General features: G+C 60.1%; 23 protein-coding genes. 8 read left to right on the top strand and 15 right to left on the bottom strand.

Annotated features, from left to right (window positions below):
• Positions 1 to 109 precede the first annotated feature (109 nt).
• Entirely contained in the window at positions 110 to 943 is an 834-nt protein-coding gene (locus AC1DM5_RS15155; protein ID WP_477821573.1) for a tetratricopeptide repeat protein, read from the top strand.
• A 1-nt stretch (position 944) separates the two neighbouring features.
• Here the strand turns inward: AC1DM5_RS15155 and AC1DM5_RS15160 are convergent, their stop codons facing one another.
• The 11 genes from AC1DM5_RS15160 to AC1DM5_RS15210 form a co-directional block, all read right to left on the bottom strand.
• The gene (locus AC1DM5_RS15160; RefSeq protein ID WP_037100579.1) at positions 945 to 1,577 is read right to left on the bottom strand and encodes a LysE family translocator; all 633 of its coding nucleotides are present in this window, start codon (positions 1,575 to 1,577) and stop codon (positions 945 to 947) included.
• Between the two features lie 184 nt (positions 1,578 to 1,761).
• Positions 1,762 to 2,745, bottom strand: coding sequence for a type II secretion system F family protein (locus AC1DM5_RS15165; RefSeq protein WP_477821572.1), 984 nt, complete (start codon positions 2,743 to 2,745; stop codon positions 1,762 to 1,764).
• 15 nt (positions 2,746 to 2,760) lie between these two features.
• Entirely contained in the window at positions 2,761 to 3,768 is a 1,008-nt protein-coding gene (locus AC1DM5_RS15170; protein WP_477821571.1) for a type II secretion system F family protein, read from the bottom strand.
• 1 nt (position 3,769) lies between these two features.
• A complete protein-coding gene (locus tag AC1DM5_RS15175; RefSeq protein WP_477821570.1) occupies positions 3,770 to 5,254 on the bottom strand; it encodes a CpaF family protein in 1,485 nt (494 codons plus the stop codon).
• Positions 5,255 to 5,277: 23 nt separating this feature from the next.
• Entirely contained in the window at positions 5,278 to 6,555 is a 1,278-nt protein-coding gene (locus AC1DM5_RS15180) for a CpaE/TadZ family protein (RefSeq protein ID WP_477975194.1), read from the bottom strand.
• Between the two features lie 17 nt (positions 6,556 to 6,572).
• Entirely contained in the window at positions 6,573 to 7,325 is a 753-nt protein-coding gene (locus AC1DM5_RS15185) for a CpaD family pilus assembly protein (RefSeq protein ID WP_477821568.1), read from the bottom strand.
• Positions 7,322 to 8,833, bottom strand: a complete 1,512-nt coding sequence (locus AC1DM5_RS15190) for a type II and III secretion system protein family protein (protein WP_477821567.1) — start codon at positions 8,831 to 8,833, stop codon at positions 7,322 to 7,324. Before AC1DM5_RS15190 ends, AC1DM5_RS15185 begins: the two co-directional genes overlap by 4 nt.
• Positions 8,834 to 8,838: 5 nt before the next feature.
• A complete protein-coding gene (cpaB, locus tag AC1DM5_RS15195; protein ID WP_477975196.1) occupies positions 8,839 to 9,654 on the bottom strand; it encodes a Flp pilus assembly protein CpaB in 816 nt (271 codons plus the stop codon).
• Between the two features lie 110 nt (positions 9,655 to 9,764).
• Positions 9,765 to 10,277 carry an A24 family peptidase gene (locus AC1DM5_RS15200; protein ID WP_477821565.1) on the bottom strand — a complete coding sequence of 171 codons (513 nt, stop codon included), beginning with the start codon at positions 10,275 to 10,277 and terminating at the stop codon, positions 9,765 to 9,767.
• 100 nt (positions 10,278 to 10,377) lie between these two features.
• Positions 10,378 to 10,566, bottom strand: a complete 189-nt coding sequence (locus AC1DM5_RS15205) for a Flp family type IVb pilin (RefSeq protein ID WP_007827289.1) — start codon at positions 10,564 to 10,566, stop codon at positions 10,378 to 10,380.
• 51 nt (positions 10,567 to 10,617) lie between these two features.
• Complete coding sequence (locus tag AC1DM5_RS15210) at positions 10,618 to 10,806, bottom strand: Flp family type IVb pilin (RefSeq protein ID WP_113320563.1); 189 nt, start codon at positions 10,804 to 10,806, stop codon at positions 10,618 to 10,620.
• Positions 10,807 to 11,198: 392 nt separating this feature from the next.
• On the opposite strand from AC1DM5_RS15210, the gene AC1DM5_RS15215 reads away from it, so the two are divergent.
• The 7 genes from AC1DM5_RS15215 (at position 11,199) to AC1DM5_RS15245 (ending at position 16,739) form a co-directional block, all read left to right on the top strand.
• Positions 11,199 to 11,600, top strand: coding sequence for a pilus assembly protein N-terminal domain-containing protein (locus tag AC1DM5_RS15215; RefSeq protein ID WP_477821564.1), 402 nt, complete (start codon positions 11,199 to 11,201; stop codon positions 11,598 to 11,600).
• Between the two features lie 113 nt (positions 11,601 to 11,713).
• The gene (locus AC1DM5_RS15220; protein ID WP_477821563.1) at positions 11,714 to 12,343 is read left to right on the top strand and encodes a TadE/TadG family type IV pilus assembly protein; all 630 of its coding nucleotides are present in this window, start codon (positions 11,714 to 11,716) and stop codon (positions 12,341 to 12,343) included.
• Positions 12,340 to 12,924 carry a TadE/TadG family type IV pilus assembly protein gene (locus tag AC1DM5_RS15225; protein WP_477821562.1) on the top strand — a complete coding sequence of 195 codons (585 nt, stop codon included), beginning with the start codon at positions 12,340 to 12,342 and terminating at the stop codon, positions 12,922 to 12,924. Before AC1DM5_RS15220 ends, AC1DM5_RS15225 begins: the two co-directional genes overlap by 4 nt.
• A gap of 200 nt (positions 12,925 to 13,124) precedes the next feature.
• Positions 13,125 to 14,345, top strand: coding sequence for a phosphopentomutase (locus tag AC1DM5_RS15230; RefSeq protein WP_477821561.1), 1,221 nt, complete (start codon positions 13,125 to 13,127; stop codon positions 14,343 to 14,345).
• Positions 14,342 to 15,310 (top strand): adenosine deaminase, encoded by a 969-nt coding sequence (locus tag AC1DM5_RS15235; protein ID WP_477821560.1) that lies wholly within the window; start codon positions 14,342 to 14,344, stop codon positions 15,308 to 15,310. The genes AC1DM5_RS15230 and AC1DM5_RS15235 overlap by 4 nt, the downstream gene beginning before the upstream one ends.
• 108 nt (positions 15,311 to 15,418) lie before the next feature.
• Positions 15,419 to 16,048: a uracil phosphoribosyltransferase gene (gene upp, locus AC1DM5_RS15240; protein ID WP_183887651.1), complete on the top strand. Its 630-nt coding sequence runs from the start codon at positions 15,419 to 15,421 to the stop codon at positions 16,046 to 16,048.
• Between the two features lie 124 nt (positions 16,049 to 16,172).
• Complete coding sequence (locus AC1DM5_RS15245) at positions 16,173 to 16,739, top strand: TIGR02281 family clan AA aspartic protease (RefSeq protein ID WP_477975198.1); 567 nt, start codon at positions 16,173 to 16,175, stop codon at positions 16,737 to 16,739.
• A 6-nt stretch (positions 16,740 to 16,745) separates the two neighbouring features.
• Here the strand turns inward: AC1DM5_RS15245 and deoA are convergent, their stop codons facing one another.
• From deoA to AC1DM5_RS15265, 4 genes are read right to left on the bottom strand one after another with little or no spacing between them, the layout of a single operon-like run.
• On the bottom strand, positions 16,746 to 18,053 hold the full coding sequence (deoA, locus tag AC1DM5_RS15250; RefSeq protein ID WP_477975200.1) for a thymidine phosphorylase: 1,308 nt from the start codon (positions 18,051 to 18,053) through the stop codon (positions 16,746 to 16,748).
• Position 18,054: 1 nt separating this feature from the next.
• A complete protein-coding gene (gene deoC, locus AC1DM5_RS15255) occupies positions 18,055 to 18,831 on the bottom strand; it encodes a deoxyribose-phosphate aldolase (RefSeq protein WP_477821557.1) in 777 nt (258 codons plus the stop codon).
• 21 nt (positions 18,832 to 18,852) lie between these two features.
• Complete coding sequence (locus AC1DM5_RS15260) at positions 18,853 to 19,647, bottom strand: purine-nucleoside phosphorylase (protein ID WP_477821556.1); 795 nt, start codon at positions 19,645 to 19,647, stop codon at positions 18,853 to 18,855.
• The gene (locus AC1DM5_RS15265; protein ID WP_113181347.1) at positions 19,644 to 20,033 is read right to left on the bottom strand and encodes a cytidine deaminase; all 390 of its coding nucleotides are present in this window, start codon (positions 20,031 to 20,033) and stop codon (positions 19,644 to 19,646) included. Before AC1DM5_RS15265 ends, AC1DM5_RS15260 begins: the two co-directional genes overlap by 4 nt.
• Position 20,034: the final 1 nt, after the last annotated feature.

Raw genomic sequence — 20,034 nt, forward strand, 5'->3', positions numbered from 1 at the left:
TTTCTTAACGGTCTGTTAGGGTTAACAGACTATTGCTGGAGCGAAGATTGCGTCAAACCTTTCCCTGTTCCGCTTCGAGGTCAGGCGCCGATTTATTCAGGAACGCGCAATGCCCTTCTCGGCCTCTACCCCTTTTAAGAAGCGTGTTTTTCAGGGAACCGTGGCTCTTCTCGCCATGCTCGCCCTCGGCGGCTGCTCGACGACATCAAAGGATCGGATGACGACCGGTTCGATCCCGAAACTCGACAGGCCAGTCGAGCAGATGGATGCCAACGAATTGCGGGCCGCCACCGACCGCGTCGGCCAGGCCTATGAGAAGAACCCGCGCGATCCCGTCAACGGCGTAAACTATGCCAATCTGCTGCGGATGAACGGACGCGACGCGCAAGCGCTTGCCGTCATGCAGCAGGTTGCCATTGCCAATCCCGGTGATCGCAACGTGCTCGCCGCCTACGGCAAGGCGCAGGCCGCCGCGGGGCAGCTTCAGCAGGCGCTGGACACGATCGGCAGGGCACAGACACCCGATCGGCCCGACTGGCGGCTGATCTCGGCGGAAGGCGCGATCCTCGACCAGATGGGCAAGTCAAGCGACGCGCGCCAGCGCTACCGCGATGCGCTCGATATTCAGCCAAATGAGCCGTCGATCCTTTCCAACCTCGGCATGTCCTATCTTCTGACGGGCGATCTGCGCACGGCGGAAACCTATCTTCGCTCGGCGGCAGGCCAGCCTTCCGCCGACAGCCGCGTGCGCCAGAACCTTGCCCTCGTCGTCGGCCTGCAGGGCAGATTCCCCGAGGCAGAGCAGATTGCGCGGCGCGAGCTTTCGCCGCAGCAGGCCGATGCGAATGTCGCTTATCTGCGCGGCATGCTTTCCCAGCAGAATTCCTGGCAGAAGCTCGCAGCAAAAGACACGACGTCGCCTGCTGCCGCCAACACCAACTGACCTATTTGCTGCTCAGCCCCGAGAGGATGAGACGCAGGCCGAGGCCGGCCATGACAGCGCCTGCCGCCCTGTCGATCCAGACCTTGGCGGCGATATAGAGCTTTCGCGGATGATGGGCCGAGAAGGCAAATGCCACAATCGCATACCATCCCGCCTCCACCAGGAAGACGCCCACCGGCAGCGCCAGCAAAAGCTCCGCCGGCACGGTTTTGGGCAGCAGTGCTGCAAAGATGCTGGCGTAGACAACGATCGTCTTCGGATTGCTCAACTGCGTCAGCAGAGCAGCCGTAAAACTGCGTGCCGGCACGCTTTTGCCGGCGACATCGCCCGACAATACCAGCGGCTCGCTCGCTCCCTTCCAGATCGCGAAGGCGATATAGAGCAGATAGGCCCCGCCAGCGATCTTCAACACCAGATAGAGCCATTCGAATTGTGAAAGCAGCGCCGTCAAGCCGGCAAGCGCAAGGATAGCGAAGGTCACGCCGCCGATGCCCATGCCGAGTGCAGCGGCAAGCCCGTCAAAACGGGAACGGGAAATCGCAATCCGCGAGACGACGACGAAACTCGGACCGGGACTCATGGCGCCGATCATCAAAGCGCTGATGATGCTGATAAAGATGCCCAGAGAGGACATGGCAAAACTCCATTTTCACGCAATTCCGAACGCAAAAACTGCTGTATAGTGTTGCCGGAATTGCTCACGCGATCAAGGGTTACCGAGGCGGGCGGCGCGAAGTTCCGCGCTTAGCAATGATCGCCATCCGTTTCGCAGTCACGCGGAAAAGCAGGGTCTTCGGATCTCTTGACGGCGACAAACGTCAGAACCTGTCGGCAACCTGGATGCCGGCAGGACCAAGGATGACGGCGATCAGCACCGGCAGAAAGAAGAGGATCATCGGAACGGTCAGCTTCGGCGGCAGGGCAGCAGCCTTCTTTTCCGCCTCGTTCATACGTTCGTCGCGACCTTCCTGCGCAAGCACGCGCAGCGCTGTCGCAACCGGCGTGCCGTAACGGTCCGCCTGCATCAGCGCCTGGGTGACCGAACGAACGAGATCGATCTGGGTGCGGGTTGCGAGATTCTCGAGCGCGGCGCGGCGATCCGGCAGGAAGGAGAGCTCGGCGGTCGTCAGCACCATTTCTTCGGCAAGCGGCGGCGACTGTTCGCCGAGCTCTTCGGAGACACGGCGCATGGCCGCTTCGATGGAAATGCCCGATTCCACGCAAATCAGCATCATGTCCAGCGCGTCCGGCCAAGCACGCTTGATGGATAGCTGACGCTTGCCCATCCGGTTGGAGATATAGATGTTCGGTGCATAGAAGCCGATATAGGCGATGCCGATGACGATGAAGACCCGTATCGGCAGGCCCTTGTCGGCAAGGTTGCCGAGGCCGAACATCCAGAAAACGGCAACCGCCAGGAAGAGAAACGGCAGAAGAAAGCGCGCGACGAGGAAGGTGTTCAACGCGTTTTCCGAGCGAAAACCAGCGGCGCGCAGCTTGTTCATCGTGTTGTCGTCGACAAGTGCCTTGCGCAGGTTGAAACGCTCGACGATCTGACGGACGGGCCGGTTGTTCTGGCTTCTGAGCGTGGCCTTGCCGCCGACGTCGGCATTCAGACGGGCGCGCTCGCGGGCGCGGATCTGCTCGCGCTCGGTCGAGACGGCCTTCATGCGCTTGTTGAGATCGCCACGCTCGAAAAAGGGAACGGCAAGCGTGTAGAAGGTGGCGAAGACGGCGATGGCGACGAGCACCGCCACGATCATGGCGGGATCGGTCAATGTTGCGGCGAGTTCCTGCGACATGCTGCTTTGCTCCCGCTAGATATCGAAGTTGATCATATTGCGCATCACGAAGATGCCGATCGACATCCAGACCGCCGAAAAGCCCATGATGAAGTGGCCGCGCGGATCGGTGAACAGGATCATCATGTATTGCGGCGACGTCAGGTAGACGAGCGTGGCAACGATGAATGGAAGGGCGCCGATGATGACGGCAGATGCCTTGGCTTCCATCGACAGCGCCTTGACCTTGGCCTTCATCTTCTTGCGGTCGCGCAACACCTTGGAGAGATTGCCGATCGCTTCCGACAGGTTGCCGCCGGCCTGCGACTGGATGGCGATGACGATCGCGAAGAAATTGACTTCCTGCAACGGCATCTGATTGGTCATGCGGGCGCAGGCTTCGGGCACGCTGAGGCCCACCTGCTGCGATTCGACGATACGGCGGAATTCGCCCTTTACGGGCTCGACCCCCTCGGTCGCAACGAGGCGGATCGCATCGTTCAGCGGGAGGCCGGAGCGGATGGAGCGGACGATGACGTCGAGCGCATTCGGAAATTCATCGAGGAACTTGTTCTGGCGGCGCGAGACGAGGAAGCCCACCACCCAGCGCGGCAGACCAAGCCCTGCGACCACGGGCACGCCAAGCATGATCGGTGTCGATGCGCCGACGATGAAAAGCACGACCAGCAGCACAAATGCGAAGAGCGCGCTGAAAAGATAGAAACGGACGGGCGTGATCGGCAGTCCCGCCTGCACCAGGCGGGATTTCAGCGACAGTGTCTTCTTGGTCTTTTCGTGCTGCCGCTTTTCGAGATCCTTCAGGTTGTCCTGCACCGATTTGCGGCGCTTCGACAGTTCCTGCACACGGTCGCGGGCGGCCTTGACCTTGGTGCGATCGAGTTCGGCCGATTTGACGCGGTTGATGCGGCTTGCCGATTTCTTGTCGCTCTCGATACGTGAGAACAATACAGCATAGCTCACCGCAGCCGCCGCAACGGCTGCGAGAACGACAATTGCCAGCACTGTTGGATCGATGCCGAACATCTCAGTCCTTCGATTTCGATTCCATCTCGTCGAGCGCGGCGGCGAGGCGTTTTTCTTCGTTGTAATAGCGGGCACGATCCCAGAAATGCGGCTTGCCGATACCGGCAGACATATGGCGGCCAATCAACCGGCCGCTCGCGTCCTCACCTTCGATCTCGTAGCGCATCAGGTCCTGAGTGATGATGACGTCACCTTCCATGCCGACCACCTCGGTGATCTGGGTGATGCGACGCGAACCATCGCGCAGGCGCTGCGCCTGGATGATGACGTCAATCGAGGAGGAGATGATCTCGCGCACGGTCTTTGCCGGCAGGGTGAAGCCGCCCATGGCGATCATCGATTCCATACGGCTCAGGCATTCGCGTGGGTTGTTGGCGTGGATCGTGCCCATGGAGCCATCGTGGCCGGTGTTCATGGCCTGCAGGAGGTCGAATACTTCCGGTCCGCGCACTTCGCCGACGATGATGCGTTCAGGACGCATACGCAGGCAGTTCTTGACGAGGTCGCGCATGGTGATTTCGCCCTCGCCTTCGATGTTCGGCGGGCGAGTTTCCAGACGTACCACATGCGGCTGCTGGAGCTGCAGTTCGGCAGTATCCTCGCAGGTGATAATGCGCTCGTCGCGGTCGATGTAGTTCGTCAGGCAGTTCAGAAGCGTGGTCTTGCCGGAACCCGTACCGCCGGAGATGATGATGTTGCAGCGGACGCGGCCGATGATCTGCAGAATGGTCGCGCCTTCCGGCGTGATCGCACCGAAGCGCACCAGCTGATCAAGCGTCAGCTTGTCCTTCTTGAATTTACGGATGGTGAGTGCCGGGCCATCGATGGAAAGCGGTGGCGCAATGACGTTGACACGCGAGCCGTCAGGCAGGCGCGCGTCGCAGATCGGGCTCGATTCATCGACACGGCGGCCGACCTGGCTGACGATGCGCTGGCAGATCGACAGAAGCTGCGAATTGTCGCGGAAGCGGATTTCGGATTCGATCGTCTTGCCGCCGACTTCGATGAAGGTCTGGCCCGCACCGTTGACCATGATATCGGCAATGTCGTCGCGCGCCAGCAGCGGCTCCAGCGGACCGTAGCCCAGCACGTCATTGCAGATATCCTCAAGCAGTTCCTCCTGCTCGGAGATCGACATCGCGAAATTCTTGATGGTGATGATATCGTTGACGATATCGCGGATTTCCTCGCGCGCGCTTTCGCCGTCCAGCTTGGAAAGCTGCGAGAGGTCGATCGTATCGATCAGCGCGGAAAAGACCTGCGCCTTGGTATCGTAATATTCGTCCGTGCGGGCGGGGCGCTTGCGCTGCGGCGTCTGCATCGGCGGCGGCGCCACCTGCTGGCGGACAGGCTCGCGCGACGGCTCGACGAGCACCGCGGGACCGGATGGGGCTGCCGGGGCGGCAGCCGGCATCGGCGGCGGCGGAGCGGCGACACCGCCGGCACCGGCCTTTCCGAAACCTTCATTTCCGCGTTTTCCGAACATTGATCCGATCCAATTCTACTCGTTCACTTACGCTTCAGAAGGCCGAGAAGGCCGCCCTTCCTGGATTTCTTGATTGCCACGCGACCCGTGACGATGTGCGAGATCTGCGAAAAAGTCTCCGCCGTCGGAGATTTCGGATCGACCTCCGAAATCATCCGGCCACTGTTGGCGGCGTTTCCGAAGAGGCCGATATCGAAGGGAATGATGGCAATCGGTTCGACCTCCAGCGGCTCGCAGAAATCGGAAACCGAGATTTCCGGCCGCTTCGGCATGCCGACCTGATTGAGAATGAGATGCGGCACCTTGTCGTTCGGGCGTATCTTGCGGAGCGCATCAAGCATGTTCTTGGTGTTGCGCAGGTTGGCGAGATCGGGAACCGCGCAGATAACCACTTCGTCGGCGCTTGAGAGTACCGTACGGGTCCAGTCCGACCAGGCATGGGGAACGTCGAGCACCGTAACGGGCGCGCTGCGCTGCAGCACATCCATCACCGGCTGGAAGGCCTGGCCCTCGAAATCATAGGCACGGTCGAGAAGCGAGGGGGCGGCCAGCAGTGAAAGATGCTCCGAGCACTTGGTCAGCAGGCGATCGAGGAAAACCTCGTCAAGCCGCTCCGGCGCAAAGACGGCCTCGGCAATGCCCTGGGCCGGATCCTGATCGAAATCGATGTTCGCCGTGCCATAGGGCAGGTCGAGATCGGCCAGGATCGTTTCGGTCGAGAACAGGTTCGAGATGCCGAAGGCGCAATTATGGGCGACGGTCGATGCGCCGACGCCACCCTTGGCGCCGATAAAGGCAATGCTGCGGCCAAGCGGCTCGGCTTCCGGATCGACGAAGATCGTCGCCATTGCGCCCATGATATCGGGCATGGCGACAGGTTGAACCATATATTCGGAAATGCCGTTGCGGATCAGATCGCGGTAGAGGCCGATATCGTTGTAGTAGCCGACGATGATGACCTTGGTCGAGGGATCGCAGACGGCAGCGAGCGGAGCCAGTTCGGCGAGCAGGCCGGCGGAGTTCGCTCTGGTCTCGATGATGATCAGGTTCGGCGTCGGTGCGCCTGAGAACATGTTTGCAGCAGCAGCCGTGCCGCCACTGGTGATGCGCAGACTGACTTTCGACATGCGCCGGTCATTGGCGCAGCGCTCCATCACCCGCTGCAGTCCTTCGCTTTCGCAGAAGGCATGAACGGAGATGCGCGGCAGCGGCCRCATGTTTTCCAGCTCGCCCATGCGCATTGCCTCTTCGGCATGGCGGAGCTCGCTGGTATTCTTGATCTCGTAGTCGACGGTGCTCATCGTTTTATCCCGCCTGATTAGAAACCGGTCTGGCCGGAATCGACGTCCTCGATCGTGGACGTCGTCGTCCGGTATTCCTGGATCGCCTGATTGCGCCGCTCTGCGTCGATCGGGGTCATGCCGCGGGGCGCGACGAAATCTTCCGGATTGGCGACCTGGGCGGCGAGGTTGTTCTGCGAAGCACAGCCGAAATTGTAGTAATTCTGGTTCGTGAAGTCGGCCGTGATATCCTTCGGCCATTGGCCGCACTGGGTCGTTACCGCCGTCGTGCCGGTAAAGCTCAGCCGCAGCGGTGCAGCATCGAGGAGGCCGGTTGCCGCATAGGAGGTATTGATGATCTTGTTGCTGGCGATACCGCGCGAGGCGAGTTCGGCCCGGACCTGGCTGCGCAGGGCGCGGGCCGCTCCCGCATTCGGTGAACCTTCCGGAGACAGGATATAGACCGGGCCGGAGGCGCGCGACACATAGTTGGTTGCAAAGCCGCGGATCAGCTCACGCTGGGCAATCGTCAGGCGGCGATCGGTAGAGGCTACGGGAATGTCTACCGTCTGCTCGGCTTCCGTAACGACGATGGGATGGCGCTCCCGGTAGTCATCGGGAATGCCGCCGGTCGTCAGTTGGTCGCGCGGGCCGGCACAGCCGGAAAGGATGGTAACGGCGAGTGAAGCAGCCACGAGCAGTGGTTTTGCGCCTCGGGACTGTTTCGTATTCGAAGGAGCCATCGCCTGATCTCTGTTCTTTTTCATCGGTCCAGACCCTGCCCCGTTCATTTGTAGATAAACCCGATGGAACCGTGGAATTGTGCATCGGCAACCGGCGCCTGACGGCTGCCGTAAACCTTGTTGACGCGGTTCATGAAGAAGGCGGAGGCATCGTTTTCCGGGCTGAAATTGTCATCCGGACGATTGAGCTGGTTGCGCGCCACTGGACGCACCAGATAGGGCGTTGCGATGATGACCAGCTCCGTTTCCTGGCGCTCAAATCCCTTCTGGCGGAAGAGCGTGCCGAGAAGTGGGATCTTCGAGACGCCAGGTGTGCCGTTCATCGTCTGGGAGATGTTGTCCCGAATGAGGCCTGCAAGAGCGATCGAGCCGCCCGAGGGGAGTTCGACCGAGGTCTCTGCCGAGCGGCGCTGATAGGTGGGCGCGGTACCCGATACCGACGGCGCCGGCTCCGAGACATTGGTCTTGATCTGCAGGCTGATGCGGCCGGAAGAAAGGACCACCGGTTTGAAAGCCAGATTGATACCGTAGTTATAGGGAACGACCGTGACGTTGCCTTGGTTGTCCGTCGTTGAATAAAGAACCTGACCGCCGGAATTGAAAGTCGCGGCCTGACCGGAGATCGCCGTCAACGTGGGTTCGGCCAGCGTGCGAACGACCTTGCCCTGTTCCAACGCATTCAGGTAGGTCGAAATATCGTACTTGCCGATCGAGTTCTTGAAGAGTGCTGCGAGGCCCCCACCGACGACGGATGTGGCCGTATCCGCCGAGGGGCTGCCGAGCTGGGCGACCGTCATGCCCGAGGAATTGGTGACGAGATTGTCGAAGCCAAGCTGTTTCAGGATTTCGCGGCGAACCTCGGCGATCGTGACCTTGAGCGTGACCTGGTCTTCGCCCTGGATCTGCAGGAGGTTAACGACCTGGGAGACCTGGCGGTTTTCGGCAAAGAGCGCAACCGCACTGTCGCCGCCGGTGCCCGAAGCAGTTTCCGTGCGCGTCGTGGCCTCGCCGCCCTTCAGGAATGCTTCGGCGAGCGATGCTGCCTGGGTTGCATCCTGCGGCGTGCGAACAGTACCCGTCAGCACGATATTGTCGGAAACGATCTCGACTTTGATGGCGGAGTCGGGAATGAAGCGGCGCAGATTGGCCTCAAGACCGGAAACGTCGCGTTCGATCTCGATATCGAGGCTGACGACCTCCTCGCCGCTGGCGCCAAAAACGAAGATGTTGGTCTGCCCGACCTTCTTGCCAAAAAGATAGATGCGCCGCGACGTACGGGTCACGGCATCGGCCATGCTGGGATCGGAGACGAGAATGTCATGTGCGTCTTCCGGGAGGTCAACGACAACAGCCTTGTTGAGGCCGAGCTTCAGACGGCGATGTGCGCCGGGACCGCTTTGCGAAATGCGGATGATGCTTTCCGAGCCGGCGTTGGCCTGCGTCACGTCGAAGGGCGCATGAAAGGAAAGCGGCGTAACGCCCGTCACCGCCATTGCCAGTGAAAGGCAGCCGGTCAGGAAAAGCCTGGTGCGCTGTTTTGAGTTGCCCATCTGCATTTCCCTTACTCCGGCTTCACTGAGCTGGTGGCATCCGTGACGATGGAGCCGGACTTGATGACCTGAATGATTGCGCTGCCGTTATCGCCGCTCAGCAGATAGTCCGCGGCGCTGGTGTCCTGCTCCTGCGCGTCGGCGACGGAACGCAGGGCAAGCGAAAGGCGATCGGCCATCTGCTGGGCGACGGCCAGAACCTTGGTCTGGTCGGGGGTCAGCTCCAGGGTTGCTGTCGTGCCGACCGCGGCCTTGGTGCCGTCTTCCTTCTCCTCGATCTGCTGGTCGATGGCGAGAACGCGGACATTGCTCAGCACGGTTTCGGTTATGTATTTGTCCGTGCCCTGCCCCTTGCGCACCATGATGACATCGACGCGGTCATTGGGGAGGATGAAGCCGCCGGCGCCGGTCGCGACGGAGATTTCGGTCGCGACAGCGCGCTTGCCGGCTGGCAGCAACGAGGACAGGATGCGGCTATTGGAATCTGCGACCTTTTCCGGACGGATCGGCTCTCCTTCGAAGACCGGGAGGCGCACGACAGCGCCCTGCAGATCCTTGATCGCGTCCGGCCGATCGGTCTCGGTAATGAAGCCCTGGACAACGCCATTCTGAGGCCAGGCCATCCAGTGAACGGCTTTGTCATCCAGCCGCGCGCCAACGGGAAGATTGGCACTGGAGACCAACACGTTAACGGTCGGCTCCTTCTCGATAACGGATTGGACCTTCGTCACGACACCGCCGCTACCGGCCATGTTCATCGCAAGAAGACCGGCGAGGCCGGCTGCCACCACGGCGACAGCTAGGATAATAAGGCGGGCCGGTTTCATTGATCATTCCTTGGGGCACAACGCGTTCGCCCCGCAGAATGCTCAGGAATTGGTATAATTATGGTTAATGGAACACTTACATTCTAAGTTAACGGCCGATTAAAATGCCGTTATTTCAGGCTTTCCAGCGCGGCAAGAAAGAGCGGCGAAGACGGGAAGGCCAGGAAGCCGCCGATCGCGATGGCGATACCATAGGGAATCTTCTTCGCTAGCAGGAGCGAATTGGGAACAGGGAGCCCAATGGCCAATATCGTATTTGCCTGCGAGCGGATCAACAGGATTGCGGACGTCACCAAGCCGCCGATGACACTGACATAAACTAGAAAAGACAGTAGTTCGGGATCGTAACCGAACCAGATCGCCGCCGCACTCAAGAGTTTGGCGTCTCCACCGCCCATCACATTGAGCGCAAACAGGGCAAAGCAAATGCCGAACACGATGGCGGCGCCAAGTGCGTGCATTCCGATCGCAGGAAGAGCCAGGCCGCTCAAAGGCGCCAGCACTACGAATGAAATTATCAGGATCAACGATACCCTGTTCGGGATCGTCATTGTCAACAGATCGGATATGGCCGCAAAAGCAAGGCAGAGCGGGAAAACCAGAAGTATTGCGGCTACGATCATTTTCTCACCTGCCCCAAGTTCTCATCTGCCCAAGACAAACAGGCTCACGGCGGTTCGCTCGTGAGCCTTATCGCAGTGAACCAGAGCTACGCTCCAGTTATTACGGAGTGGTCTTCGTCGTGGCATTAGTCAGCTTTAGACCGAGCTCGCCGAACGTGTCATTGAGCTTGGTGCCGAGCGTGGTGGCGCCAGCAACGAGGGCTACGGAAATGAGGGCGGCGATCAGGCCGTATTCGATTGCGGTCGCGCCGGATTCATCTTTCAAAAAACGGCTAAAAAGCTTGATCATGGTCACTCCTAACTCCAGTTGATGCTCTGAACCAGAGCTACGCCGCAGCTATTAAGGGGCCGTCTTCGCCGTAGCATCGGACAGCTTTGTGCCAAGTCCAGCGAACGTGGCGTTGAGCTTGGTGCCGAGCGTGGTGGCGCCAGCAACGAGGGCTACGGAAATGAGGGCGGCGATCAGGCCGTATTCGATTGCGGTCGCGCCGGATTCATCCTTCAGAAAACGGCTAAAAAGCTTGGTCATGGTTACTCCTAACTCCAGTTGATGTTCAGCACGTCCGCCAACTGTTGCCGTTGATCGGATGGCCGCAACCTAGCGAATGGCTGTTTCCATCGACTTAATGAAATGCGTTAACAAGGCGTAAACGAGACAACCGGCCCAGTCAGGGTAAGTAATTCCTTACCGCATTGCTTGCATTTCTAAGGAATTTCCGGAAGCAAAGTGGAACAATAGCTTTCAAGCATCCAGAAATGGCACGAATTTCTGCTGCCCGTCGATTTCATGCCTCATCGAAGCGTACCGAAACAATCCAGGGCGTTTCACTCATGAACATGGCATGGAGAGCTTAAAGCTTCGTTCACCATTTTTTTCCATTCTATCTGCAATTAGCATTACGATCGTGAAAGAGGGCCAAAATGCCATCGAACGGCAAGACCGTTTTCTTTGCCTGGGTGATTGCGGCTCTCACGGCATCCGCGGCCTCCGCCCAGGAAGACATGCTGCGCGTCTATATGGATCATGCGCGCGTCCTGAAGCTCGACCGGCCGGTCAGTAAGGTCATCGTCGGCAATTCCAAGGTTGCCGATGCAACTGTCGCCGACTCCAAAACAATCGTCTTGACGGGCCGCGCCTTCGGCACGACCAACATCGTACTGCTCGATACCGACGGCAACGCCATTCTGGACGAACGCATTCTCGTCTCCATCGATGAAGGCAATACAGTGCGCGTCTATCGCCAGACGGAGCGCTCGGTTCTTTCCTGCACGCCCAATTGCGAGCAGCATTCGCAGCAAGGTGAAGCCGCCGCCGGAAACTGATCGATATACGCCCAGCTCACGCCTATTCGTTAAAATAGTTGCTCCGGCCTGAAACGGAATATCAACGAACGCGCCTTAGTGTGGCGCCCGAAGAACATTTTCGAGGCCAGACTATGGCGATCCGTGAGCAGGAGACGGGCAAGGTGCGTGCGTCCCTCCGTTTATCCAGACTTCGCGCCTTGGCCCGCTCGCGTGACGGCTCCGCCGCGATCGAATTCGCGTTGCTGGCCATTCCCTATTTCATCATCATATTCGCCATCCTGGAAACCTTCATCGCCTTTGCGGCGGAACAACTCGTCTCGAGCGCCGTCGATACGATGAGCCGTCAGATGCGGACGGGGCAGATCACATTCGATTCCACCCGTACGACCTATAAGACACAGACACAGTTCCGGCAGGCCTTCTGCGACGAGATCTCGATCATCATCCGCTGCTCGGCGACGGAGGCGGCGACACCTAGCAAGCTATATTTGGATGTACAGAGCTTCACGAACTTTGCGTCCATTCCGACGACGATCCCGAGAGTGTCTTCTGATAAATATTCCGATCTCAAGACGTCGGATTTCAAGTTCACGCCCGGCGGCCCCGGCTCGATCAACATGGTGCGCGCCTATTACCGCTGGTCCATCACCGTCGATCTCGTCCGTCCTTATGTCACCGGCCTTCGCCCAGTCGGCAGTTCCATGCCGAGCGAATATCTGATCGTCGCCACGGCGGCCTTCCAGAACGAGCAATATCCATGACGGCACCCCGCGGACCCCTGATATGGCTGGCTTCGACGGCGCGGCGCTTTGTACGCGACCGGAAGGGCATGGGCGCCATCGAGTTTGCAATCATCTTCCCGGTTCTGATCATGCTCTATCTCGGCGCATTCGAGATCACGCTCGGGCTCAACGTCAGCAAGCGCACGACACGTGCCGCCGGCTCGATCGCCGATATCATTACCCAGCAGCAGAGCGTCACCAAAAGCTCGCTCACAGATATCGCCAAAGCCGCCCCGGCGATCTTCGCGCCTTACGGCAGTTCCGGTCTCTCATTGAAAGTCACGGCAATCCAGATCGACGGCAGCGCCAATCCCACGGTTCTTTGGTCCTGGACCCCGAGTGGCGCAGCACCCTATGCCAAGAACAGCGCGGTTTCCGATGTGCCGACGGAAATGAAGAAGGCAAACAGCTTCCTCATCCGCACCGAGCTCAGCACGCCCTATACGCTACTCGTCTTTGCCCCCAGCTTCATGCCGGCGGGAGCGCGTACCATCACGATCAGCCGCAGCTATTTCTATCGCCAGCGGCAAAACGACAATATTCCCTGCGGCGACTGCTAAAGCGTATCGCGATCCTTCGGATCCGTCCGCCACGCTCTAGGTCCTTGTTTGATGCATGTCGCCATCGCAAAACCGTTGTGCACTTTTGCGCGAGCGTTCCACACCCCAAATTTGCCAAGCGGTTCCCGTCATTATATGGCTGGGCGCCAGTCAGATCGTTCCAGCTACACGCTGACGACAGCAGATAATACGGGTGAAAAATGGCGCGTGCCTTTCTCTTCGTTCTGGATTCCTTCGGTGTCGGCGGAGCACCGGATGCGGCAGCCTATGGCGATGAAGGCGCCGATACGCTCGGCCATATCGCCGAGTTCTGCGCGGCAGGTGCTGCCGACCGAGCCGGTCTGCGTTCCGGCCCCCTCGCACTCCCGAACATGTCGGCGCTCGGGCTGCTGCATATTGCGCGGGCGGCCTCCGGCCAGTTTCCGGCCGGCATGCCGCTGCCGGACAAGATCTACGGCATCTATGGCGCTGCCAACGAAACTTCGCGCGGCAAGGACACGCCATCAGGTCATTGGGAAATCGCCGGAACGCCTGTTACCTTCGACTGGGGCTATTTTCCGAGCGAGGGCGATGCCTTTCCGCAGGAACTGATTGACGCGCTCTGCCGCGCAGCGGATGTGCCCGGCATTCTCGGCAACTGCCATGCCTCGGGAACCGAGATCATCGCCCGTTACGGTGAAGAGCATAAGCGCAGCGGCAAACCGATCTGCTACACTTCCTCGGATTCCGTGTTTCAGGTGGCGGCTCATGAGGTGTATTTCGGCCTCGACCGCCTGCTCAACTTCTGCCAGATCGCCCGCAGCCTTCTCGATCCCTATAATATTGGCCGCGTCATCGCCCGCCCCTTCATTGGCCAGAGCGCCGCGACCTTCCAAAGAACGGGCAACCGTCGCGACTTCTCGGTGCCGCCACCCGAACCGACGCTGCTCGACCGACTCGTCCAGCATGGCCGCAATGTGCACGCCATCGGCAAGATCGGCGATATCTTCGCCCATCATGGCGTTTCACGGGTCATCAAGGCGAATGGTAACGATGCCCTGATGGATGCTTCCCTTGCTGCGATAGACGAAGCGGAGGATGGTGATCTTGTCTTCACCAATTTTGTCGATTTCGACATGCTGTACGGCCATCGCCGCGACGTGCCGGGTTATGCAGCTGCCCTTGAAGCTTTCGACGAGCGCCTTACTGAAGTTCACCGGAAGCTGCGGGCCGGCGACCTCGTGATCCTGACCGCCGATCACGGCTGCGACCCGACCTGGCGCGGCACCGACCATACGCGCGAGCGCGTGCCTGTTATCGCCTACGGTCCCGGCATCAGGTCACGTTCGGTCGGGGTGCGCCGGACCTATGCCGATATCGGCGAAAGCGTTGCGCGGCATCTCGGCATTCCCTCGGGACAGTATGGGAGGAGTTTTCTGTGACATCGCATTTGAGGAAGGTCGAGCTGCACTGCCATCTGGAGGGTGCTGCTCCCCCTGATCTGACCGAGGCTCAGGCGCGCAAATACGGCATCGACATCAGCGCCCATCTGCAGGATGGCGCTTATGTCTGGCATGATTTCGCGAGCTTTCTGGAATGTTACGACAAGGTTTCCGAGGTCTACAAGACCGAGGACGACTATGCGCTGCTGACGGAAACCTATCTGGAAGAGCTTGCCGGCATCGGTACGATCTACAGCGAGCTCATCGTTTCACCCGACCACGGCAAGCGCATCGGCCTCGGTGCGGACGCCTATATATCAGGTGTTTGTGAAGGCATCCGCCGGGCGAAGGCAAAAAGCGGCATTGAGGCGCGGCTGATCGTGACCGGGGAACGGCATTTCGGTCCGGAAAGTGTGATCGGCGCTGCGGAATATGCGGCGAAGGCCAATAATCCGCTGATCACCGGCTTCAATCTCGCCGGCGAGGAGCGGATGGGCCGCGTTGCCGATTATGCGCGCGCCTTCGACATCGCCCGCGATGCAGGGCTCGGCCTTACCATCCATGCCGGTGAAGTTTGCGGCGCCTTCAGCGTTTCGGACGCATTGGATGAGGTGCGCCCTTCGCGCATCGGCCACGGTGTGCGGGCAATCGAGGATGCCGAACTCGTCAAGCGGCTTGCAGACCTCGGCACGGTACTGGAGGTCTGCCCCGGCTCGAATATCGCGCTCAAGGTTTTCCCGGATTTCGTCTCGCACCCGCTCCGTCAACTGCGGGATGCCGGCGTGAATGTGACGATCAGCTCTGATGATCCCCCCTTCTTCCACACATCGCTCAAGCGGGAATACGAGCTTGCCTCGGAAACCTTCGGCTTCAGCGACGCCGAAATTAATGCGATGACGCGCACTGCCATCGAGGCTGCCTTCGTCGATGATGAGACACGCAAGGCGTTGCTTGCCCGCTTTTGAGGGGGCACGATTGTTAATGCTCCAGGCAAATCAGCCTCCGCTCTTGCAGTGGAGGCGATTTCCATGGAAGAAACAGCCGATAAGAACAAAGAATTGGAAGGTTTCCCTATGGACGGCGTCACAGTCATCGATCACCCGCTCGTGCAGCACAAACTCACCATCATGCGGCGCAAGGAAACCTCGACAGGCAGCTTCCGCCGGCTGTTGCGCGAAATCTCGACACTGCTCTGCTATGAGGTGACGCGCGATCTGGAGCTGACGATGGAGACGATCGAAACGCCGATCCAGCAGATGCAGTCGCCGATCCTCGAAGGCAAGAAGCTGGTTTTCGCCTCCATCCTGCGCGCCGGCAACGGTCTTCTGGAAGGCATGCTCGATCTCGTGCCCTCCGCCCGCGTTTCCCATATCGGCGTCTATCGCGACCATGAAACGCTGCAGCCGGTCGAATATTACTTCAAGGCGCCCGAGGATGTCGCCGAGCGCCTGATCATCGTCGTCGATCCGATGCTTGCGACCGGCAACTCCTCAATTGCGGCAATCGACAAGCTGAAGGAGCGCGGAGCGCACAATATCCGCTTCCTCTGCCTGCTGGCCGCTCCGGAGGGTATCAAGAACTTCCGTACCGCCCACCCCGACGTTCCGGTCTTCACGGCGGCGATCGACAGCCATCTGAACGAGAAGGGCTATATCGTGCCCGGTCTCGGCGATGCCGGCGACCGGATGTACGGTACCAAATAGTTTCAGCTTCCTTTACCAATTCGAAAGCTTCCAAGGCCCGGTGGTTCGTTCCGGGCCTTTTTTATGTCGCCGTTAGCAACTTTTCAGCACTTATGGCTTAGCTGCTTGAAGCGTGAGGTCCCGCATGAGGCGGGGTTTATACAGGAAGGATTTCTGTTTCATGCTCATGCGTACCGTCATATTTGCCAGCATCGCGGCTGCGCTGGCGACACAGGTGCCTTCTCTGCTCACCCGCACGACGCAGCCCGGCAATACGATCTCCGCAAATTTCGTCTCGACCGAAGAGAGTGCGCCTGATGCGTCGGCCGCGATTGCCGATGGCGGCATGATCCGCCTGCAGGCCGATGCGCAGGGTCATTATACCGGCAATTTCAGGATCAACGGCAAGCCGGTGCAGGGGCTGATCGATACCGGCGCCACCTATGTCGCGCTGAACGAAAGCCTCGCCCGCAGGCTCGGCTTTACCGGCAACCAGCTTGATTTCCRCTATGCGGTCAATACGGCGAACGGGCAGACCAAGGCGGCGCATGTGATGCTCGACCGCGTGGAAATCGGCGGCATTCGCGTTCGCAGCGTCGAAGCCTTCGTGCTGAAAGACGAGGCGCTGAGCGGCACACTGGTCGGCATGAGCTTCCTGCAGAAGCTTGCCTCCTACTCCGTCGCCGACGGCTCCCTCAGCCTCAAGCAGTAATTCCCATCAGATACGGCCGGCGATGACAGCGGGAAGCTCCGGCTTCTCGTCTGCGATGCGATAGTTTGCGGCAAGTGCGACGACGGCTCTTTCGGCCGAAGCGTCGTCGGCAGCGTGAACGAGCGCTATCGGATCGCCCTCATTCACACGCGTTCCAAGCGGCAGCAGACCGGTGAAGCCGACGCTATGGTCGATCCTGTCAGCCGGATGGCGTCGCCCGCCGCCAAGGTCGATCACGCTCACGCCCAAATCGCGGGCGTCGCAGGCCGCGAGCCAGCCGGTGCGCGATGCCGGAACAGGCCGCTCGATGGGCGCTTTACGCAGATAGGCATCCGGCCGTTCCAGAAGATCGGCCGGGCCGCCGAGCATATGCACCATGCGCGCGAAGATCTCCGCAGCCTTGCCGGAAGAGAGAGCATCCTGCGCTTTGCTCTCCGCCTCCATAAGCGAGCCCGCAACACCCGACTGCACGAGCATCTCGGCGGCAAAGGCAAGCACCACGGTTTCAAGACGGGTACCGGCCTTTCGGCCTGCCAGGAAATCAAGGCAGTTGCGCACTTCCACGGCATTGCCGGCGCTATCGGCAAGCGGCTGGTTCATGTCCGTGATCAGCGCAGATGTCTTCACACCCGCGCCATTTGCGACTTCGACCAGCGAATGCGCCAGCACGATCGCCTGCTCCGGATCGGCCATGAAGGCGCCGTTGCCGGTCTTGACGTCGAGCACCAATGTCTGAAGGCCGGCGGCAAGCTTCTTGGACAGGATCGAGGCTGTTATCAGCGGGATGGAATCGACGGTCGCCGTCACATCGCGCACGGCGTAGAGCCGGCCATCGGCCGGCGCCAAGGCACCCGTCGGGCCGATGATGGCGCAGCCAACCTCTTTCACCACTTTGCGGAAGAGAGTGGCAGCCGGATTGATCGTATAGCCTGGAATGGATTCGAGCTTGTCCAGCGTTCCGCCGGTGTGGCCGAGGCCGCGGCCGGAAATCATCGGCACGGCCAGACCGCAGGCGGCAGCAATCGGGGCAAGCATCAGCGAGACGTTGTCGCCCACTCCGCCGGTCGAATGCTTATCCGCGACTGGCCGATCGATGCCTTCCCAGGAGAGCATGTCGCCGGAGCGCGCCATGGCAAGCGTCAGCGCAACGGTTTCGGTGCGCGACATGCCCCTGAACCAGACCGCCATGGCAAAGGCGCCGATCTGGCCTTCCGACAGATTGCCGGCAGCCAGCGCTGCAATAAAGGCGTCGATATCATCGGTCGGCAGTTCGGCGCCGTTGCGCTTCTGGCGGATGATCTCCTGCGGGATCATCTCAATAGCTCGAGGCTGCCGCCGGCTTCGGCTCCGTGCCACTGAGCACTGCCAGGATATTGTCGAGCAGGCCGGAGGCGCCGAAACGGAAGGTGGAGGGCATCGCCCAATCCGGCGTCATGATGGTTTCCGCAAGGCTCAGATAAAGGGCAGCATCCGCAACGGTCGATATGCCACCAGCGGGCTTGAAGCCCACCTTGCGGCCGCTCTCTCTGATAGCGCGGATCATGATATCGGCTGCTTCCAGCGTAGCGTTGACCGAGACCTTGCCGGTAGAGGTCTTGATGAAATCGGCGCCGGCTTCGATCGCCAGTTCCGAGGCGCGGCGGATGAGGGCGGCATCCTTCAGCTCGCCGGTCTCGATGATGACCTTCAACAGGACAGGCGCAACGCATTCGGCGCGCACGGCCGTAACCATGTCGGTGACGGCTTTTTCGTTGCCTGCCATCAGCTTGCGATAGGGGATGACAAGATCGATCTCATCGGCGCCGTCGGCGATCGCCTCACGCGTTTCGGCGGCAACATCGGCGATTTCCATATCGCCGGAGGGGAAATTGACGACGGTCGCGATGCGGACCGGATGGCCCTTGCCGAGCACGATGCGGGCATGGGCGACGAAACGCGGCCAGATGCAGATTGCAGCACTGTTGCCATAGGGCGTCTGCGCGCGGGCGCAGAGTGTGTCGATCTGCTCCTGCGTGCAATCGTCCTTCAGATTGGTGAGATCGAGAAGGGAAAGGGCAACAGCGGCCGTTTCCCGGCTGGAATAGCTATTCATTTTCGCTTCCTCCACCGGCAATCAGCTCCCGGCAATCATTTCTTTGAGTATAGCGGCGAGACGGGCACCGCCAACCGGCGCCATGTCCTTGGTTTCCTCGTGGCTGAGCTCGTTTCCGGTCATGCCAGCCCCATAGTTGGTGATTACGGAGGCGGCGGCAACCCTCAGCCCCAGCATTCTTGCGATGATGACCTCCGGCACGGTCGACATGCCGACTGCATCGGCACCGAGAATGCGGGCCATACGGATTTCGGCCGGCGTCTCGAAGCTTGGGCCCGAGAACCACATGTAGACGCCGCTTGCGAGCGGGATATCAAGCGTCTTGGCGGCCTTCTGCATCGCAGCCGAAAGCTCGGCATCATAAGCATTGGTCATGCCGACGAAACGATGATCGCTCTCTTGCCCGATCAGCGGATTCATGCCGGAATAATTGATGTGATCGGCAATCTGCATGACGGAGCCGGGCGGTATGTCCTCTTTCAGCGAACCCGCCGAATTGGTGAGGATCAAGACCTCGACGCCGAGCGCCTGCAGGACCTCGATCGGCAGGCGCATGGCGTTGGCATCGCCCTTTTCATAGTAGTGGACACGGCCGGAGAGCATGATGACCGGCACCGAGCCGAGATGGCCGGCGACGACCTCTCCGGCATGGCCGGAGACGGCGCTGACCGGAAAACCCGGCAGATCCTTATAGGGAATACGCACGACATCGGTGAGCTCACTGACCAGAGAGCCGAGGCCGGAGCCGAGCACGATGCCGTAGCGCGGTTTGAGCCCGCCGAGCAGAGCCGCGAGCAGATCGATGGTCGCGATCATCCGAGTTCCGTCTCAAAACTGAAGGGAAGAAGCTCTTCCATGGTCATGGTCTTCTTCACGCCGGCTTCGTCGCAGAGATAGATCTTCGTGTCCTTCGAGGCGAATTCCGAGATCTTCTGCCGGCAGCCGCCGCAAGGCGGGCAGAGCGGCAGTTTTTCGGCGATGACGGCCATTTCGACGATCTTCTTGGCACCACCCATGATCATGGCACTGATTGCCGTCGGCTCGGCGCACCAGCCCTGCGGGAAGGAGAGGTTCTCGATATTGGCGCCGGTATAGACTTTGCCATCCTCGGCGCGGATTGCCGCGCCGACGGGAAACTTGGAATAAGGAGCATGCGCGAAGGCCATGGCGCCGCGAGCAGCTTCGAACAGGTCGTGAGACATA

The sequence above is a fragment of the Rhizobium sp. 01T437 genome, from assembly GCF_056398505.1.

Bases quoted from the DNA above. Each gene is read 5' to 3' on its own strand.
- AC1DM5_RS15155 (WP_477821573.1), top strand. From the start codon at position 110: ATGCCCTTCTCGGCCTCTACCCCTTTTAAGAAGCGTGTTTTTCAGGGA.
- AC1DM5_RS15160 (WP_037100579.1), bottom strand. From the start codon at position 1,577: ATGTCCTCTCTGGGCATCTTTATCAGCATCATCAGCGCTTTGATGATC.
- AC1DM5_RS15165 (WP_477821572.1), bottom strand. From the start codon at position 2,745: ATGTCGCAGGAACTCGCCGCAACATTGACCGATCCCGCCATGATCGTG.
- AC1DM5_RS15170 (WP_477821571.1), bottom strand. From the start codon at position 3,768: ATGTTCGGCATCGATCCAACAGTGCTGGCAATTGTCGTTCTCGCAGCC.
- AC1DM5_RS15175 (WP_477821570.1), bottom strand. From the start codon at position 5,254: ATGTTCGGAAAACGCGGAAATGAAGGTTTCGGAAAGGCCGGTGCCGGC.
- AC1DM5_RS15185 (WP_477821568.1), bottom strand. From the start codon at position 7,325: ATGAACGGGGCAGGGTCTGGACCGATGAAAAAGAACAGAGATCAGGCG.
- AC1DM5_RS15190 (WP_477821567.1), bottom strand. From the start codon at position 8,833: ATGCAGATGGGCAACTCAAAACAGCGCACCAGGCTTTTCCTGACCGGC.
- cpaB (WP_477975196.1), bottom strand. From the start codon at position 9,654: ATGAAACCGGCCCGCCTTATTATCCTAGCTGTCGCCGTGGTGGCAGCC.
- AC1DM5_RS15200 (WP_477821565.1), bottom strand. From the start codon at position 10,277: ATGATCGTAGCCGCAATACTTCTGGTTTTCCCGCTCTGCCTTGCTTTT.
- AC1DM5_RS15205 (WP_007827289.1), bottom strand. From the start codon at position 10,566: ATGATCAAGCTTTTTAGCCGTTTTTTGAAAGATGAATCCGGCGCGACC.
- AC1DM5_RS15210 (WP_113320563.1), bottom strand. From the start codon at position 10,806: ATGACCAAGCTTTTTAGCCGTTTTCTGAAGGATGAATCCGGCGCGACC.
- AC1DM5_RS15215 (WP_477821564.1), top strand. From the start codon at position 11,199: ATGCCATCGAACGGCAAGACCGTTTTCTTTGCCTGGGTGATTGCGGCT.
- AC1DM5_RS15220 (WP_477821563.1), top strand. From the start codon at position 11,714: ATGGCGATCCGTGAGCAGGAGACGGGCAAGGTGCGTGCGTCCCTCCGT.
- AC1DM5_RS15225 (WP_477821562.1), top strand. From the start codon at position 12,340: ATGACGGCACCCCGCGGACCCCTGATATGGCTGGCTTCGACGGCGCGG.
- AC1DM5_RS15230 (WP_477821561.1), top strand. From the start codon at position 13,125: ATGGCGCGTGCCTTTCTCTTCGTTCTGGATTCCTTCGGTGTCGGCGGA.
- upp (WP_183887651.1), top strand. From the start codon at position 15,419: ATGGACGGCGTCACAGTCATCGATCACCCGCTCGTGCAGCACAAACTC.
- deoA (WP_477975200.1), bottom strand. From the start codon at position 18,053: ATGATCCCGCAGGAGATCATCCGCCAGAAGCGCAACGGCGCCGAACTG.
- deoC (WP_477821557.1), bottom strand. From the start codon at position 18,831: ATGAATAGCTATTCCAGCCGGGAAACGGCCGCTGTTGCCCTTTCCCTT.
- AC1DM5_RS15260 (WP_477821556.1), bottom strand. From the start codon at position 19,647: ATGATCGCGACCATCGATCTGCTCGCGGCTCTGCTCGGCGGGCTCAAA.
- AC1DM5_RS15265 (WP_113181347.1), bottom strand. From the start codon at position 20,033: ATGTCTCACGACCTGTTCGAAGCTGCTCGCGGCGCCATGGCCTTCGCG.